At 61.3% G+C, this 15404-nt stretch carries 20 protein-coding genes; 12 read left to right on the top strand and 8 right to left on the bottom strand.

What is annotated here, in order from left to right; all coding sequences use genetic code 11:
- Positions 1–19 precede the first annotated feature (19 nt).
- Complete coding sequence (locus tag HU748_RS07915) at positions 20–238, bottom strand: helix-turn-helix domain-containing protein (RefSeq protein ID WP_186719958.1); 219 nt, start codon at positions 236–238, stop codon at positions 20–22.
- A 116-nt stretch (positions 239–354) separates the two neighbouring features.
- Between HU748_RS07915 and HU748_RS07910 the strand changes: the two genes are divergently transcribed.
- The 9 genes from HU748_RS07910 to HU748_RS07870 all read left to right on the top strand — a co-directional run bounded on the left by HU748_RS07910 (position 355) and on the right by HU748_RS07870 (position 6039).
- Positions 355–1167 (top strand): helix-turn-helix transcriptional regulator, encoded by an 813-nt coding sequence (locus HU748_RS07910; RefSeq protein ID WP_186720083.1) that lies wholly within the window; start codon positions 355–357, stop codon positions 1165–1167.
- Positions 1168–1468: 301 nt separating this feature from the next.
- A complete protein-coding gene (locus HU748_RS07905; RefSeq protein WP_186719956.1) occupies positions 1469–1978 on the top strand; it encodes a hypothetical protein in 510 nt (169 codons plus the stop codon).
- Positions 1975–2214, top strand: coding sequence for a pyocin activator PrtN family protein (locus HU748_RS07900; RefSeq protein WP_186719954.1), 240 nt, complete (start codon positions 1975–1977; stop codon positions 2212–2214). The genes HU748_RS07905 and HU748_RS07900 overlap by 4 nt, the downstream gene beginning before the upstream one ends.
- Positions 2215–2305: 91 nt before the next feature.
- Positions 2306–2806: a hypothetical protein gene (locus HU748_RS07895; protein WP_186719952.1), complete on the top strand. Its 501-nt coding sequence runs from the start codon at positions 2306–2308 to the stop codon at positions 2804–2806.
- A complete protein-coding gene (locus HU748_RS07890) occupies positions 2803–4515 on the top strand; it encodes a DNA cytosine methyltransferase (RefSeq protein WP_186719950.1) in 1713 nt (570 codons plus the stop codon). The genes HU748_RS07895 and HU748_RS07890 overlap by 4 nt, the downstream gene beginning before the upstream one ends.
- Entirely contained in the window at positions 4512–4808 is a 297-nt protein-coding gene (locus tag HU748_RS26240) for a hypothetical protein (RefSeq protein ID WP_189657610.1), read from the top strand. The genes HU748_RS07890 and HU748_RS26240 overlap by 4 nt, the downstream gene beginning before the upstream one ends.
- A complete protein-coding gene (locus HU748_RS07880) occupies positions 4801–5004 on the top strand; it encodes a hypothetical protein (RefSeq protein ID WP_186719948.1) in 204 nt (67 codons plus the stop codon). Before HU748_RS26240 ends, HU748_RS07880 begins: the two co-directional genes overlap by 8 nt.
- Before the next feature lie 178 nt (positions 5005–5182).
- The gene (locus tag HU748_RS07875; RefSeq protein WP_186719946.1) at positions 5183–5767 is read left to right on the top strand and encodes a hypothetical protein; all 585 of its coding nucleotides are present in this window, start codon (positions 5183–5185) and stop codon (positions 5765–5767) included.
- Positions 5764–6039: a pyocin activator PrtN family protein gene (locus HU748_RS07870; RefSeq protein WP_186719944.1), complete on the top strand. Its 276-nt coding sequence runs from the start codon at positions 5764–5766 to the stop codon at positions 6037–6039. Before HU748_RS07875 ends, HU748_RS07870 begins: the two co-directional genes overlap by 4 nt.
- Here HU748_RS07870 and HU748_RS07865 read toward each other — a convergent pair.
- A complete protein-coding gene (locus HU748_RS07865; RefSeq protein ID WP_186719942.1) occupies positions 6036–7160 on the bottom strand; it encodes a tyrosine-type recombinase/integrase in 1125 nt (374 codons plus the stop codon). The genes HU748_RS07870 and HU748_RS07865 overlap by 4 nt on opposite strands.
- A gap of 134 nt (positions 7161–7294) precedes the next feature.
- Between HU748_RS07865 and dusA the strand changes: the two genes are divergently transcribed.
- The 3 genes from dusA to HU748_RS07850 all read left to right on the top strand — a co-directional run bounded on the left by dusA (position 7295) and on the right by HU748_RS07850 (position 11489).
- Positions 7295–8272 (top strand): tRNA dihydrouridine(20/20a) synthase DusA, encoded by a 978-nt coding sequence (gene dusA, locus HU748_RS07860; protein ID WP_238343308.1) that lies wholly within the window; start codon positions 7295–7297, stop codon positions 8270–8272.
- A gap of 195 nt (positions 8273–8467) precedes the next feature.
- Positions 8468–9394 (top strand): transaldolase, encoded by a 927-nt coding sequence (tal, locus tag HU748_RS07855; RefSeq protein WP_186666276.1) that lies wholly within the window; start codon positions 8468–8470, stop codon positions 9392–9394.
- Between the two features lie 202 nt (positions 9395–9596).
- Positions 9597–11489 (top strand): alkaline phosphatase D family protein, encoded by a 1893-nt coding sequence (locus HU748_RS07850; protein ID WP_186719938.1) that lies wholly within the window; start codon positions 9597–9599, stop codon positions 11487–11489.
- 27 nt (positions 11490–11516) lie between these two features.
- On the opposite strand, the gene rssC is transcribed toward HU748_RS07850, so the two are convergent.
- The 6 genes from rssC to HU748_RS07820 form a co-directional block, all read right to left on the bottom strand.
- Entirely contained in the window at positions 11517–11999 is a 483-nt protein-coding gene (rssC, locus tag HU748_RS07845; protein ID WP_054894422.1) for an anti-sigma factor antagonist RssC, read from the bottom strand.
- Entirely contained in the window at positions 11996–13180 is a 1185-nt protein-coding gene (gene rssB / locus HU748_RS07840; RefSeq protein WP_186666280.1) for a two-component system response regulator RssB, read from the bottom strand. The genes rssC and rssB overlap by 4 nt, the downstream gene beginning before the upstream one ends.
- A 332-nt stretch (positions 13181–13512) precedes the next feature.
- Complete coding sequence (locus tag HU748_RS07835; protein WP_186719936.1) at positions 13513–13929, bottom strand: aldo/keto reductase; 417 nt, start codon at positions 13927–13929, stop codon at positions 13513–13515.
- A gap of 9 nt (positions 13930–13938) precedes the next feature.
- Positions 13939–14202, bottom strand: a complete 264-nt coding sequence (locus tag HU748_RS26590) for a LysR substrate-binding domain-containing protein (RefSeq protein WP_186719934.1) — start codon at positions 14200–14202, stop codon at positions 13939–13941.
- Between the two features lie 20 nt (positions 14203–14222).
- On the bottom strand, positions 14223–14411 hold the full coding sequence (locus HU748_RS26585) for a LysR family transcriptional regulator (protein WP_186719932.1): 189 nt from the start codon (positions 14409–14411) through the stop codon (positions 14223–14225).
- Between the two features lie 167 nt (positions 14412–14578).
- Entirely contained in the window at positions 14579–15286 is a 708-nt protein-coding gene (locus HU748_RS07820; RefSeq protein ID WP_186666285.1) for a VacJ family lipoprotein, read from the bottom strand.
- Positions 15287–15404 lie beyond the last annotated feature (118 nt).

Raw genomic sequence — 15404 nt, 5'->3', positions numbered from 1 at the left:
TGTGGTGAGAGGCCCCAGCTCAACGATCCTTCCTTTCTTCGGAGTTCCGCCGCTTGCCGATCAGGCGGATCTCAATGAACTCGTACCCACCTTTTCCGTCAGAGCGAACCCGGATGTCGCGTTGGGAGTTGAGCATTTGCGAGACAGCGCTTTGTGAAACTCCGAGCAATTCAGCCAGTTGAGGCTGCGTCCTACCCTCCGCAAATTCGCGCAGAGGCACTCCTATCTTGCGTTCCATCCCTAAATCCTCAATGAGGTCTGGTAACGGATATTAGCGTGACTTCTTTTTATGAGCAACGAAAAAAGACGCCCTACTGTTTTGAAAGTAACAGCCACGCTTATACAGTTGAAGGCATGAGAGATGACACACCACAGGGCGGCCAAGCCCAAGCGCCTCACGAGGCAGATGAAGACGTTCGCAGGGAAGAGGCGGCGCGTCTGAAGAGGATTTACCAGGAACGGAAGCGCTCAGACCCAAGCCTTAATCAGGAGCGCATAGCCGACCTGTGCGGGTGGGCGGGCCAAAGCGTTGTGAGTCAGTACATGAACGGTAAGATCGGATTGAACATATCCGCCTTGCTCAAGTTCGCTGGCGTTCTCCGCTTCGATCCACGAGAGGTAAGCCCCCGACTAACGCAGGGACTGCACTACAGCATCGATCATCTCCGACCAAACCAAGACAGCCCGGTCGAGATCGTGCTTGACCCGATTGAGACCTGGGACGACGAAACCCCTCTTGACTCAGACGAGGTCGAAATCCCGTTCTTCAAAGAGGTGGAAATCTCCGCCGGTACCGGATCTGCAGTGATGCTGGAAACAAATGGCAGGAAGCTCCGCTTTGGCAAGAGAACACTGCAGCGCAAGAACGTGAATCCCGACAGCGCCGGCTGCGTCCCCGTTAAAGGCAACAGCATGGAACCAGTGCTACCTGACGGAAGTACCGTAGGGGTGAACACTGACGCTAAAACCGTGGTCGACGGGAAAATGTATGCCCTCGACCATGACGGTTTGCTTCGCGTCAAGCTGCTGTACAGACTGCCAGGCGGCGGCCTCAGACTACGAAGCTACAACACTGCCGAGTACCCGGACGAGCACTACGACGCCACCTACACCAACGACCACATCAGGATTATTGGCCAAGTATTCTGGTACTCCGTACTGCTTTAATCCCTCCCCTGCACGTTCGATCAAAGACCGCCTTTCGCGGTCTTTTTTTTTGGCCAATCAGCCCAACTCATCCAAAAAAGATTGACAGCTAATATTAGCCAGACTAATTTCCATGCCCGTAGCGCCTCTCACCACAGGAAAAAGCTATGGCACACTCACCGACGACCCCTTGCAAGGTCTACTTGCACCCTACCACCTGCACTCGCCCGGCCATTGTTGAAGCATTTCAGCGCTCAACGGGCCTGCAACTGATTGTTTCCCCCGCCGGAAACGTTCGCGCCGTACCCAATGGGGGTGCGGCATGACCGAATTCACCATCAACCTGCGACGTGTGATGCTGCTCGAACGCATCTTGGAGAACGGCGGCAATACCACATGCCCTCTGCGACGCCCCGAAACCTCTGTCGACGCCCACATCCAGGTGGAGAACGATAGTCGCGATCATCACCTGCACGTGCGCTTTGGCCCTTACACCGGCTCGATCACACTCCGCCGCGAAGACTCGACAAAGTACATGTCGCTGCGCGATTTTCTGCAGGACGTGGCCAATGGCCGAACTGAATCAGGCCAACAGACCCAGCGCGCCATCGCCTTGATGGAGGCGCTTGATTGCGTGAGCGACGTTCTCCCCGAAGGCCTGCGCGCTTACATAACCCCCACCACCAATCAAGAGCTCCCCTTCGGCACCGTTGTCACCAACGACCTGGGCGAAATCCGCGCCACAGCCTACGGCAGCTGCAAGCACGCCCTCGCGGAAGCTGTGCGCGCCAAGCTCGGCCAACTCCCCGAGGGGCATGGGGAGCGCGCATGACCGACACGCTTGGCCAGCTGCGCAACGAATGGACGACTCCCTGCCCGACGCTAACTGCCGTGCGGGAGCGCTACTTCCCGCACATCAGGACAGATCGCCGATTCAAGGAACTGATTAACGCAGGAACGATTGGGCTAAAGCCTACAAAGCTGCACAACTCAGCCCGAGCGCAGTACGTGATCTACCTGCATGACCTTGCCGACTATCTCGACACCCAAGCGAAGAAGACGGCGTAACGGAGGCAGCCCCGGCCATCAGGGGCGACCCATCCAGCACCAGGCCACCACCACATCACCGGCCCGGTGCTGGGCACTAGGAGCACAGCACATGCAACCGCACCAACAAGTTCTCGCCATGGGCATCCTTTGGCTGATCTCACTGATCGCCCTGACTTTCATCATTCCCAAAGCGCGCCACCGCGCCTTCAACCGCGGCCTTGAAGTGGGCAAGCATCTGCATAAAGCAGACCTCAAACTGCAGATCAAAGGCCTCAGGGACGATCTGGACGAGGCTCGGATCAATACTGAGGCCGAACAACGCAAGCACCACGTGGTCGTGGCAGCTCTCAAACGCACGATCAACGAGCTAGAAGAACGGATCATGTCCTATAACGGGCTTGCCGTGACCAGGTCCGACTACGACATGCTGATCAATGCCAGCGAGACACTGGTCCTGGCTAAGAAAACGTGGAAGGCCGCCCAAGGCACAGAGCCATGGTGCATTCGGGCAATGCAACAGCAGCAGGATATCCAAGCGCTCGCAATGCGCATCCACACGCAACTACGCTCGACTCCTGCCCGCTCCGCAACAGCGGGGGCTGCAGCATGACAGCTGTCCAGCAGATCAACGTTGCAACCGCGCAGCACGCACTCCCATTCCAGCGCGAGTTATATGTAGACCTGTTCGCAGGGGCAGGCGGAGCCAGCAGCGGCGGCGCCCGCGTCTATCGCGACCCTGACGTGGCCATAAACCACAACCCCATCGCCATCGCCGTGCATCGGGCCAACCACCGCAAGACTCGGCACTACATCTGCGATATCTACGAGGTCGACCCACTGGAAGCCACTGGCGGCCAGCCAGTGGGCATCCTGTGGGCATCCCCGGACTGCCGACACTTCTCCAAGGCCAAAGGTGGAGCCCCACGCAGCAAGAGCGTTCGCTCCCTGCCATGGGTCGTGGTCCGCTGGGTCTTCGCTACCAGACCACGCCTGTTTCTCATGGAGAACGTCGAAGAGTTCCAGGCTTGGGGGCCGCTGGACGATGCAGGCAAGCCGATCAAGGCCGAAATGGGGCGCACCTTCAAGGCATTCGTCGCCTGCCTCACCACCGGCCTGCCTGCCGATCACCCCGACATGGCCGAGATCGTGGACTGCATCGGCCAATGGGTACCAATGGACGCGCTGGTGCGCGGCCTAGGCTGTAATGTGGAATGGCGTGAGCGCCGCGCCTCGAACGCCGGCTCCCCAACTATCCGCAAGCGCCTTTTCCTCATCGGCCGCACGGATGGCCGCCCGATCGTATGGACGAAGCCGAAGCGACACGAGAACCCAAAACCAGGCCAATTGCCTTGGCGCACCGCCGCCGAGTGCATTGACTTTTCCGACCTGGGCAAGAGCCTGTTCGCACGTAAACGTCCGCTGGTGGACAACACCTGCCGGCGCGTGGCTAAGGGTTTCTGGCGCCACACCGTCATGGCCGAGCAGCCCTTTTTGCTCCAGCTGGACGAGCACCAGCTGGCCGCCGCAAGCCTCACCGAGTTCGCCAACGCGAGCACGCAGCGCACGTTCAGCGCAGACGAGCCGCTGCGCACTCAGGTGGCACAGATCAAAGGTGGCCATTTCGCCCTGGCCGCCGCCCACCTGACCCACCTCACCTATCATGGGGACAGGTCGGGCCACCCCGTAAACGCGCTGACCACCGGCAGCGGCCACCACGCGGTTGCTGCATGCCACTTCGAGCAGGCCAACGGCGGTTTCTACAAGGGCGACGGGCGAGCAGCCAAGGTGCCGCTGAGCACAATTCTCGGGCGCGGCACCAACCAACGCCTGGCCAGCGCGTACCTGGTGAAGTACTACGGCACCGGCGGGCAGTGGCAAGACATGGGCGAACCGATGCACACCCTGCCGACCAAGGAACGCATGGCTCTGGTCACCGTTGTCCAGGTGCCCGCCGCGATCCTACCGCCCGAACTGCTGGTGAAGGCCCGCAAGTGTGCCGAGTTCCTGCACAAGTACCTGCCGGAACACTTCCCTGAGCCGGTCGACCTGGTGCTGCTGGGCGAGCACGCCCTGGTCGACTTTACCCTCCGCATGCTCAAGGCCCCAGAACTGAAGCTCGCCCAAGGCTTCAGCCCCGACTACATCCTTGATCGCGGCCTGTTCGAGAACAAAGAAACCGGCCTGCTGGAGTGGCGCCCGATCAAGAACACCGACCAGATCCGCCTGATCGGCAACAGCGTCTGCCCTGACGAAGCGGAAGACTTGATTGCCGCCAACGCGAAAGACCTGATCGACCTGTACCAGCAGGAGGCCGCATGAGCACGTACCGCCATGATTGGTACATGAGCGAGGGCGACGACGGCGGCCTGTATCACTGCAGGAAGTGCAGGCGCACCCACGAAGGTACTGTCCCTGAAGCCCAAGGCTGCCCAGTGTCCAACGCCGAACACAATGCCGTCGCTTGGCTCGGCCAGGCCGGGCTGTACCGCACTCGGTTTGACGCCGTGCGCAACTGCGAGCAGTCCGTCACGCCAGTATCCGCTAACGAACTGTTCGAACTAGCTAGCAAGCAGGTGCACCGCCAGCTCAACGAGGGCCGTCAACATGCCTAACCCAACACGCAGCTGGCAGCTGATCAGCCTTGCGCTCGCCGTTGCGCTGATCGCCACGCTGATCAAGCTGTATCGCAGCAGCGCCGCCCACCCCACTGCTACGCCCACGTTACCGACTGTAAACAGTGCCACGAACCTTGAGCACCTGGCCCTGAGCCCGAACGCTCGCCGAGTCCACGAGAGGTATTCGCTGTGATTGACACATCGACATACACCCCAACCACTCGCACCTCCAAGGGCATGCAGCCGATGCTTCGGCCCGCCATGTCGTTCATCTGCGATATCTGCGGCAAGGCTCGCGTGAAGGGCAATCACGACCAATGCTCCAAGACCCGTCAAGCCGCTGGCTTCATCATCATGCGAGGGCGCAAATCATGAACACCGATCCACGAGACGTGTTCGTCAGCCTCAATCCCCTTGGCTTGGGCGAGCGCGAACTGGAGAAGGACAAGACTGGCTTCGCCGACGCGCGCACGCATAACGACTACCTGGTGTTCCTGGCTGGCTACAAAGCAGGCGCGGTGGACGGTGAGCAACGCGAGTTCCGGCGCCACCTCCCTATAAACGCCGAGGGCTGCAAGCCCGAAAGCATCATCATGCTCTCCGGCATGCCCCCCACCGGTGCTGCTGTTAAACGCGATCTCAACAAGGCGGAGGGCGGCACGCCCGACAGCAACATACACTCCGACAGTACTCCCACCTCGAACGCCCTTTGCGAGGCCAAGGCGGCAGATAACGAATTGCTGATGGCACAGGTCGGCTTGCTGGCGGCAGTGAGACGCATCTATCCGACTGGCAGCCGGCTACTGATCCAAGCCAGCGGGAACAAGATTGAAGTTGAGGTGACAGGCCACTGCGCAGCCTGGTGGTCTCGCCCCGGCTACATCTATGGGAAGAATCGCAAGACCAATAAACCCCGCACCTTCCATCACAGCGCTGTTATGGAGGTGCTGCCATGAACACAGCATTCATGCTGATGGCGCAATACAACGGACTCGCTATCATCCCAATCGAACAGGTGTGCACCGACTACTTCACGCACCTGACCCCCGACATGTTCCAGCGGAAAGTGCTCGCTGGTCAGATTCAGTTGCCCATCACCAGACTTGAAGCGAGCCAGAAAAGTGCGAAGGGCATACACCTGGCCGACCTTGCAATGTACTTGGATCAACAACGAGATGCTGCGCGCAAAGAATGCGCGCAACTGAACAGAACCTACCGAGCCAGTTAACTATCAACCCGGGCGCCGAGTTTAACCGGCGCCTGGATAATCTGATCCAACCACTTCCAACCCGTGTACCGATCCCCTCGCCCACGCAAGTGTGTATAGCGCCGCAATGAGTTCCAATCGCGGTGCCCGGATACACTCGAAACCCTTGGGATATCCCAATCCATTTCAAACAACCGGCTCACCCCTTCGTGTCGCAAGTCATGGAAGTGCAGATCCTCGATGCCGGTAATCTTGCATGCCTTGGACCAGGCGGTGCCGACTGAGTCTGTGTTGTACGGAAAGATCTCAGCGCACTCTCGCGGCATGCTCTGCACAATAATCCAGGCCTCATCTGGCAGATAACACCAGACATCATTACCAATCTTCTGACCCGGATTTTTCATATCACGCACTTTCACAGCCTGCTGATGCTCGTCCAAATCTTCCCAACGGATGCGTGTGATCTCATCCATCCTGCGCGTGGAGTAGATCGCAAACGCCACGACCTTAGGCATGTGGATGACGCTGGGTCGCCGCTCCAGCATCTCGAAGAAATGCTTCATCACCTTATCTAACTCTTCCAATACCGGCCGTCGATCCCTTTCCCGGCTCCGCATGTTGTAGCCGAACTTCTTCAGTACAAGACGAGCATCAGCCATCGCTTGCGGATCGATCTCATAACCCCATGCCGCCCTGGCCAGCGACAACACCGCCCCCAGGTGCGCCATGTCATTGCCGGCCGTCTGTGGCTTGATGCCACCACCTTCAGGACTCATGCGCCACAGCGCGTAGTCCACCAGGACCTGCTGGGTGATGTCGGAATCCACTTTCTCACCCAGGTAGCTGTCCTTGATGGCATTCAACGTGCGCCGCTTCGTCTCGCCCAGCGGCCGGGCTTTCTCCGCCTCGACCAGGTAGCGGTCGATCATCTGCTTGACCGTATGCCCTACCCGGCTGGCCCGCTCGATTGCACCAGGTTCTGCCAACTCGGTTTCCCGTCGCTTCGCCCAGGCCACCGCCGCCTGTTTGCGGGCGAACGTCTGACTCTCTTGGTAGACTGTCACCTTGTCGCGGTTGATGCGAATCTGAGCTGTGTAGCTGGTGGTGCCGTCGGCCTTCTTGCGGGGTCTGATCGTTGCCATGAGAATTGGTACACGTCCTGATTCGGTTGGTACATTGTACCAAGCGCTTGGTAAAAATGCCCCAAAACCCCCGAAAATCGGTACAGAACACGTTGAACGAAATGACTGCAAAATCAGGCTCAAAGCCAGAAACCATGCACCCTGAGCCCTCCCGCCGCTTCAGCGTTGCGCCGATGATGGACTGGACCGACCGCCACTGTCGGTACTTCCTGCGCCTGCTCTCCCAACGCGCCCTGCTCTACACCGAAATGGTCACCACCGGCGCCCTGCTCCACGGCGATGCGGAGCGTTTCCTGCGTCATGACGAGTCCGAGCACCCGCTGGCCCTGCAGTTGGGCGGCAGCAACCCGGCTGAACTCGCCGCCTGTGCTCGCCTGGCCCAGGAAGCGGGTTACGACGAGGTCAACCTCAATGTCGGCTGCCCCAGCGACCGGGTGCAGAACAACATGATCGGGGCCTGCCTGATGGGCCATCCGGCGCTGGTGGCCGACTGCGTCAAGGCGATGATCGATGCGGTCGAGATTCCGGTGACGGTCAAGCACCGCATCGGCATCAATGGCCGCGACAGCTATGCCGAGCTGTGCGACTTTGTCGGCCAGGTGCGCGACGCCGGCTGTCGCAGCTTTACCGTGCATGCGCGGATCGCGATCCTCGAGGGCCTGTCACCAAAGGAGAACCGCGAGGTGCCGCCGCTGCGCTACGAGGTGGCGGCGCAGTTGAAACAGGACTTCCCGGACCTTGAGCTGGTGCTCAACGGCGGGATCAAGACCCTCGACGAATGCCGCACCCACCTGCAGACCTTCGACGGCGTGATGCTGGGGCGCGAGGCTTACCACAACCCGTACCTGCTGGCCGAGGTGGATCAACAACTGTTCGCCAGCGACGCGCCTGTCGTGACGCGCAGCGAGGCGATGGCGCGGCTGATGCCGTATCTGGTGGCGCATGTGGAGAGTGGCGGGGCCATTCATCACATCACCCGGCACATCCTCGGCCTGGGCCAGGGCTTCCCGGGGGCGCGCCGGTTCCGCCAGTTGCTGTCGGCAGACATTCACAAGGCGGCCGAGCCGCTGAAGGTGGTCGAGCAGGCGGCAGAGTTGCTGGTCGGACGCTAGGGAACCCTGGGCGGGGGTTGGACTCGAAGGGGGATTCGACGCCCCCATCCTGGGGCTGCCATGTGGCCAGCGCGGGGCCAGCCCGCGCCCGCATGACGCAGGATTGCCTTAGCCTGTGTTTGGCCTTGAGTGGCCGTCAGGGCTCGGGTAATGTCAAGACACTCACAGGACAGAGCATCAGGACAGAGCACGCCCATGACCTCAAAGCTGGAACAACTCAAGCAGTTCACCACCGTGGTCGCCGACACCGGGGACCTGGATGCCATCACCCGTCTCAAGCCGGTCGATGCCACCACCAACCCTTCGCTGCTGCTCAAGGCCGCGGCCATCTCGGGTTACGCCGACCTGCTCAAACAGGTCAAGGCCGACGCCAAAGGCAACGTCGACCTGGCCTGCGACAAGTTCGCGGTAGCCGTGGGCGCGGGCATTCTCAAGGTCATCCCCGGCCGTATCTCCACCGAGGTCGATGCACGCCTGTCGTTCGATGAGCCGGCGTTGCTGAACAAGGCTCGCCAGTTGATCGACCTGTACGAAGCTGCCGGCATTTCCAAGGATCGCGTACTGATCAAGCTGGCCTCCACCTGGGAAGGCATCCGCGCCGCCGAGAAGCTGGAAAAGGAAGGCATCCAGACCAACCTCACGCTGCTGTTCTCCTTCGCCCAGGCCCAGGCCTGTGCCGACGCCGGGGTGTTCCTGATCTCGCCGTTCGTGGGCCGGATCTACGACTGGTACAAGAAGAGCACCGGCAAGGAGTACGTCGGCGCCGAGGATCCAGGCGTGCAGTCGGTGACACGCATCTACGACTACTACAAGACCAACGGCTACGACACCGTGGTCATGGGCGCAAGCTTCCGTAACGTCGGGCAGATCGAGCAACTGGCCGGGTGCGATCGCCTGACCATCAGCCCTGAACTGCTGCAGCAGTTGAGCGACGACCAAGGCGAGCTGCCGCGCATCCTCACACCACGCAATGCTGGCGAAGCCAAGCAGGTGCTGAACGAGAGCCAGTTCCGCTGGGCGATGAACGAAGATGCCATGGCCACCGAGAAGCTGGCCGAAGGCATTCGCCAGTTTGCGCGCGACCAGGAGAAGCTCGAGGCGTTGATGGCCGACAAAGGCTGATACATATCCGAGTTGTGGAACGGGCGGGAAGTACTGAGTATTTCCCGCCCGTTTGCGTTTGTGTATTCGAAAAAGAGGCTGCCGGCCTATCGCGGGACAAGCCCGCTCCCACAGAAGCATGTTCCCTGCCATGGGATAGGTGCCGCTGTGGGAGCGGGCTTGTCCCGCGATGGGACCGGCAGCCTCCCAACAGATGGAAGCAATGACCACCACCCTCCCCCTCGTCCTCGCCGGCCCCGTGCTGCGCCGCCTGGAACCGCAACGCCTGGCCATCTGGCTGGTCGGCTCGCGCCCGCTGAACCCTCGATTCGTGCTGGACGGCGCGCAGGTCAGTACCCACCTGGAGTGTCGGGTCGTTCCGATCGGCCAGCATGCCTTCGTCCATCTGCTGGAAGTGCACATCGACCAGGCACTGCCCGAGGACGTCGCGCTGGGCTACGACCTGCACCTGGACAATGGCCAGGGCATCGCCGACTGGGCACCGCACCTGCTCTACCCAGGTGCCTGCCGCCCGAGCTTCGTTCTGCGCAAACGTATCGATCCGTTGCTGCACGGCTCGTGCCGCAAACCCCATCACCCCGCCGCCGACGGCCTGCTCTGCGCCGACCGCCTGCTGCTCGACAATCCCCCTCCCGAACAACGCCCGGCACTGCTGATGATGACCGGCGACCAGGTCTATGCAGACGATGTCGCCGGCCCCACGCTCAAGGCCATCCACGGGTTGATCGAACGCCTGAAGCTATTCGACGAACCCCTCGACGGCGCGCTGGTCGACAGCAGCCAGGCGCTCTATCGTCACCCCGCCTGCTACTACCATCGCGCCGACCTGCTGCCCGCCCAGCAGGGCAATGAGCCGCTGCGCCAACGCTTCTTCCGGGGCAAGCGCAAGCCGATCTTCTCGTCGAGCAATGCCGACAACCACCTGGTGACCTTTGCCGAGGTCATGGCCATGTACCTGCTGGTCTGGTCGCCCACGCCCTGGACACTGGTGGAGCTGGAGGCGCCCGAGGGGCTCACTGCCGCGCGCCAGCAGCGCTATCAGAACGAACTGCCGCTGATCGAGGCCTTCCGCGACGGTCTGGGTCAAGTGGCGCGCGCCATGGCCCACCTGCCCTGCCTGATGATCTTCGACGACCACGACATCACCGATGACTGGAACCTGTCGGCGCAATGGGAACAGACCGCCTATGGCCACCCCTTCTCACGCCGGATCATCGGCAACGCCCTGCTCGGCTACCTGCTGTGCCAAGGCTGGGGCAATGACCCCGAGGGCTGTACGACGCTGGTCGAAGGGTTGCAGGCCCTGACTGCAAATGCACCGCAGGGCGCATTGGACGGTGAGGCCCTGGATACACTGATCGGCGACCTGCTGCGTTTCCAGGGCTGGCAGTACGACCTGCCCAGCAACCCACCGTTGCGCGTGCTGGACACCCGCACCCGGCGCTGGCGCAGCGAAAGCAAGCTGGGCAAACCGTCCGGGCTGCTCGACTGGGAGGCGCTGTGCGAACTGCAGCAGGCCCTGCTCGATCATCCATCGGCAATCATCGTGTCACCGGCGCCGATTTTCGGGGTCAAGCTGATCGAGACGGTGCAGCGGGTGTTCACTGCGCTGGGCTACCCGCTGCTGGTGGACGCCGAGAACTGGATGGCCCATCGCGGCTCCGCGCAGGTGATCCTGAATATCTTCCGTCATTCCCGCACGCCAGGGCACTACGTGATCCTGTCCGGGGATGTGCATTATTCATTCGTCTACGAGGTGCTGATCCGCCACCGCCAACGCAGCCCACACTTGTGGCAGGTCACCAGCAGCGGGATCAAGAACACCTTTCCAGTGCGCCTGCTGGATGTGCTCGACCGCCTGAACCGCTGGCTGTACTCACCACGCTCGCCACTCAACTGGTTCACAAAGCGTCGATCGATGGAGGTGGTGCCACGCGTGCCAAGCCGAAGCAAGGCCGGGGAGCGGCTGTGGAATGGCGCGGGCCTGGGGCAGGTATTCTTCGACGAGCAGGGGCGGCCGGTGCGGGTTGTCCAGCTGAGTGCCGAAGGAGGTGAAGCGACGGAGTTCGTGCACAGCCATGAGGTGGAGCGCTAGCGGATACAGGGCGCCGTTGGCGCCGAGTCAGGAACGCTCCAGCGCACTCACCAGGTCACGAAACGCTTCGCGGTTGGAATCGTTCAGCCCCATGAGGATCTTGTGCGCTTCCAGCACCTTGGAGCGCACCACTTCTTCGTTCTGATCCTGCGATGGCAAGTCGCTCAGGCAATCCGGGCATGGCAGCGGACGGTCGACGATGTTGAATACCTGGTCGAACCCCATCGACTGCAGCAACCGGGAAATGTCCGGATTGGTGGTGACCACGGTCGGCAGCAGGCCGACCTTCTGCCGCGACAGGATCGACAGCTTTGCCAGCAGGCCCAGGGTGGTGCTGTCGATGCTCTCGGTTTCGGTCAGGTCGATGACGATGGCCGAGAAGTTCAGTGCGGTGAAGATCTTCTCGATCGTCGCATCCAGCGCCGAACACAGGGTCAGGCGCACTTCACCGACGAATTTCAGTACGAAGGTACCGCTCTGCTCGGCGAACTGGATTCTACCGGTACTCATTGAAGGTTCCTGCTCAACACCAATAGGGCGATATCATCCGGCATCTCCCCAAGCGTAGCCAATCCGAATCGTTGGCGCAGCCCGTCCAGGCTGCCCCCCGCGGTCTTGACGATTTCCGGCAAGGCCGCTTCCTTATCTTTGAGTGTATCCCCGGGCAAAAGGTCCAGAATGCCGTCGGACATGAGCGTGAGGCTGAAGCGCGGCGGCAGCTCGAGCACATGGTCCTGGTAGGTGGCTTCATCGAACAGCCCCACCGGCAGGCCACGGCCTTCCAGGTAGCGGGCCTGGCCCGGGGTGTAGAGCACCGGCAGCGGCAGATGGCCGCCGACGCTGTAGGTCATCAGGCCGGTCTCCTCGTCGATCACCCCGCCGACCATGGTCACATGCTTGCCCAGCTTGCAGTTGATCAGGCCACGATTGATGTGCGCCAACACCTGCGACGGCTTGAACTCGCGCATCTTGCCGTTGCGCTTGAATTCGAACAGCAGGCGGGTGGTCATGAACTTGAGCAGCACGGTGACGAATGCCGAGGACGCCCCATGGCCGGATACGTCGGCCAGGTAGAAGGCGATGCGGCGCTCGTCGACGCGGAAATAATCGGTGAAATCGCCGGAGAGGTAGAGCGAGGGAATGATCTGGTGGTCGAACGACAGGTCGCCCGCGGTCCACGGCTTTTCCGGCAGCATGTTCATCTGCACCTGGCGGCCGGCGGTCTGGTCTTCCTGCAACAGGTGCAGACTGGCCTCCAGCTCCCGGTTGGCAGCTTCGAGCTTGTCGCGGTAGCGCTGGTTTTCGAGCACCAGGCGCGAACGGTCGAGCGCACGGCGCACCGAGTGCTCGAGCACGGCAAGGTCTTCCAACGGCTTGATCAGGTAGTCGGCCGCGCCCAGGCGCAAGGCCTCGACCGCATCGCTCATGACGCCGGCACCGGACACCACGATCACGGGCAACTGCGGAGCGTGCTCGGTGATCCGGCGGATCAGTTCGAGGCCGCCCATCTGCGGCATGCGCAGATCGCAGATCACGAGGTCGGGCTGGTGTTCTTCGAAGACCTGGAGCCCCTGCTGGCCATTACCGGCCTGGAGGACGCTGAAGCCACTGTCTTCCAGATAGGCGGCGAGGCTTGCACGAACCACGTCGTCGTCATCGATGATCAGCAGCGTTGCACTGGTTTTCTGCATGTGGGCGAACGGCGCCGATTGGTTGGCGTAGCGGGCATCGGCAAGGGCGACGGACGGCTACTGGAATACTCTGTGACCACTTCTCTTTGAGGTGTAGGACAAGAAAACCTGTCCAGCAAATCGCAGTGGTGCCCTGTAAGGCGCAGACGGTACTCCCATCCGCGGGGCGTTTCAAGCATACGAGGGTCGAGTTCGCTGTGCTAATCACCAGCGGTTATTTGGCGGGGCCGTTTGGCGTACGGTTGGGCATAGAAAAGCCCTTGAGCGGCCAGACAATTACAGGATGTAAATGCCTGGAGCCACTCGAGGGCAAGTCTTGAAAGGATCAGGGTTCAGCGACGACCGATGTTCGACGACACACTCCACAGGTCGACACCACCATCGGTGGCATGACGGTCGATGGCAGCCAGCTCGTCGGCGGTGAACTGCAGATTGCCCACCGCATCGAGGGAGTCGTCGAGTTGCGCCAGTGTGCGAGCGCCGATCAGCGTCGAGGACACCCGCGAGTCACGCAGCACCCAGGCAATCGCCATCTGCGCCAGGGTCTGGCCGCGGGCCTGGGCGATGTCATTGAGGCTGCGGATGCGCGCCAGGTTGTCATCGCCGAGCATGCGCGAGGGCAGCGAACCGCCACGGGTGGCGCGCGATTCACTCGGCACGCCCTGCAGATACTTGTCGGTGAGCATGCCCTGGGCCAACGGCGAGAAGGCGATGCAACCCACGCCCAGATCGTCGAGCGTGCCGAGCAACCCCTGCGATCATGTCCTGGGCACGGTTGCACCGAAGCGGATACCGGCATCGAAGCCTTCGGCAACGATGTCGAGCATGCGGTCGTCCATCACCAGGTCGAGGTGCACCTGGGGAAAGCGCGACAAAAACTGATCAAGCACCGGCAGGATCAGCAGGCGCCCGGCGTCATGGGGAATGTTCAGACGCAGGCGGCCGACTGGCGCCTTGCGGTAGTCTTCGAGGGTATTGAGGCCGTGGCCGATGGCCTCGAAGCCTTGGGCCAGGGACTGCATGAGATCGCTGCCGGCGGCCGTCAGTGCCACCGAAGGTTGGTACGATTGAGCAGGCGGACTTCGAGGCAATCTTCGAGCTTCTTCATCGTGTGGCTCAACGCCGAGGCGGTCAGCCCGAGTTCGTTGGCGGCATCGACGAAACTGCCGCGGCGAGCAATGGTGAAGAACACGTTCAGGTCCGCCAGATCGGAGCGCTTGAATGCCGCCATGGGGCCAGCCACCCTTGAGAATGAGAACGACCGCCATTGTGCCGCCAATCGGAGAGAAGCTGAACGCACCAGGCGTGAAAAGGATTCAGTGCCCCAATGCCCCATTCTCACATTGCGCCAAAATGAAGAAGGCGACCCTTGCGGTCGCCTTCTTCTGTTCGCCTGACTCAGAAGTCGTCTTCGACTTCGCCGTCCTTGACCTTGAACTCGCGGTTCTGCAGGTAGGCGTTGCGGATGAAAATGTACTTGTCGCCCTGCATCAGCTTCTCTGCCGACAGCAGGCTGGCGCGGGTATCGATCACGTTCAGGGCGAAGATCGAGTTGCGGGTCGGTACATGATCGATATAGCGGTAGGGTTCGGTGAAGGAGTCCGGGTACTTGGACAGGCCGTCACGCACCGTGCTTGGCCCAAGCAGCGGAATGACCACGTATGGCCCGCTGGGCACGCCCCAGTAGCCAAGGGTCTGGCCGAAATCTTCGTCGTTGCGCTGCAGTCCCATGCGGGTGCCGACGTCGATGAAGCCACCCAGGCCGAATGTGGTGTTGACGATCAGCCGCGCCGTGTCGATGCCTGCGGCGCGAGGCTTGAGCTGCAGGACATTGTTGACCAGGTTGCCGACGTCGCCCAGGTTCAGGAAGACATTGTGAATGCCGTCCTCGAGGAACTGCGGGGTGACGGCCTGATAGCCCTGGGCCAACGGCTTGAGGGCGTAGGTATCAATGGTGTCGTTGAACCTGAAGATCGGTCGATTGACCACTTCCCAAGGATCTTCCTCGGTCGCCGCCTGGGTGGCGGCCACAGGCGCCAGCAACAGGCTGGCACAGACACAGGCCTGGGTGATTCGCTCGATCACACCGGCACCGATCCTCTGCATAGATGTTTCTCCATCGGATTTCACGGTGGCAGCCGCCTGAAGGCGGTGCTGGATAGTGCGCCAGTATAAAGGCAATCTGGCAGGCAGCCAGCATTACACACCTTTGTTCAACATTTTG

The organism is Pseudomonas sp. RW3S2 (assembly GCF_014268955.1).
GTDB lineage: Bacteria > Pseudomonadota > Gammaproteobacteria > Pseudomonadales > Pseudomonadaceae > Aquipseudomonas > Aquipseudomonas wayambapalatensis.
The sequence above is the reverse complement of the archived record's forward strand: the minus strand, read 5'-3'. Positions and strand labels throughout refer to the sequence as shown.

Bases quoted from the DNA above. Each gene is read 5' to 3' on its own strand.
- dusA (WP_238343308.1), top strand. From the start codon at position 7,295: ATGCACCCTGAGCCCTCCCGCCGCTTCAGCGTTGCGCCGATGATGGAC.
- HU748_RS26590 (WP_186719934.1), bottom strand. From the start codon at position 14,202: ATGCAGTCCCTGGCCCAAGGCTTCGAGGCCATCGGCCACGGCCTCAAT.
- rssC (WP_054894422.1), bottom strand. From the start codon at position 11,999: ATGAGTACCGGTAGAATCCAGTTCGCCGAGCAGAGCGGTACCTTCGTA.
- HU748_RS07910 (WP_186720083.1), top strand. From the start codon at position 355: ATGAGAGATGACACACCACAGGGCGGCCAAGCCCAAGCGCCTCACGAG.
- HU748_RS07900 (WP_186719954.1), top strand. From the start codon at position 1,975: ATGACCGACACGCTTGGCCAGCTGCGCAACGAATGGACGACTCCCTGC.
- HU748_RS07915 (WP_186719958.1), bottom strand. From the start codon at position 238: ATGGAACGCAAGATAGGAGTGCCTCTGCGCGAATTTGCGGAGGGTAGG.
- HU748_RS07880 (WP_186719948.1), top strand. From the start codon at position 4,801: ATGCCTAACCCAACACGCAGCTGGCAGCTGATCAGCCTTGCGCTCGCC.
- HU748_RS07850 (WP_186719938.1), top strand. From the start codon at position 9,597: ATGACCACCACCCTCCCCCTCGTCCTCGCCGGCCCCGTGCTGCGCCGC.
- HU748_RS26240 (WP_189657610.1), top strand. From the start codon at position 4,512: ATGAGCACGTACCGCCATGATTGGTACATGAGCGAGGGCGACGACGGC.
- HU748_RS07875 (WP_186719946.1), top strand. From the start codon at position 5,183: ATGAACACCGATCCACGAGACGTGTTCGTCAGCCTCAATCCCCTTGGC.
- HU748_RS07905 (WP_186719956.1), top strand. From the start codon at position 1,469: ATGACCGAATTCACCATCAACCTGCGACGTGTGATGCTGCTCGAACGC.
- tal (WP_186666276.1), top strand. From the start codon at position 8,468: ATGACCTCAAAGCTGGAACAACTCAAGCAGTTCACCACCGTGGTCGCC.
- HU748_RS07865 (WP_186719942.1), bottom strand. From the start codon at position 7,160: ATGGCAACGATCAGACCCCGCAAGAAGGCCGACGGCACCACCAGCTAC.
- rssB (WP_186666280.1), bottom strand. From the start codon at position 13,180: ATGCAGAAAACCAGTGCAACGCTGCTGATCATCGATGACGACGACGTG.
- HU748_RS07870 (WP_186719944.1), top strand. From the start codon at position 5,764: ATGAACACAGCATTCATGCTGATGGCGCAATACAACGGACTCGCTATC.
- HU748_RS07895 (WP_186719952.1), top strand. From the start codon at position 2,306: ATGCAACCGCACCAACAAGTTCTCGCCATGGGCATCCTTTGGCTGATC.
- HU748_RS07890 (WP_186719950.1), top strand. From the start codon at position 2,803: ATGACAGCTGTCCAGCAGATCAACGTTGCAACCGCGCAGCACGCACTC.
- HU748_RS26585 (WP_186719932.1), bottom strand. From the start codon at position 14,411: ATGGCGGCATTCAAGCGCTCCGATCTGGCGGACCTGAACGTGTTCTTC.
- HU748_RS07820 (WP_186666285.1), bottom strand. From the start codon at position 15,286: ATGCAGAGGATCGGTGCCGGTGTGATCGAGCGAATCACCCAGGCCTGT.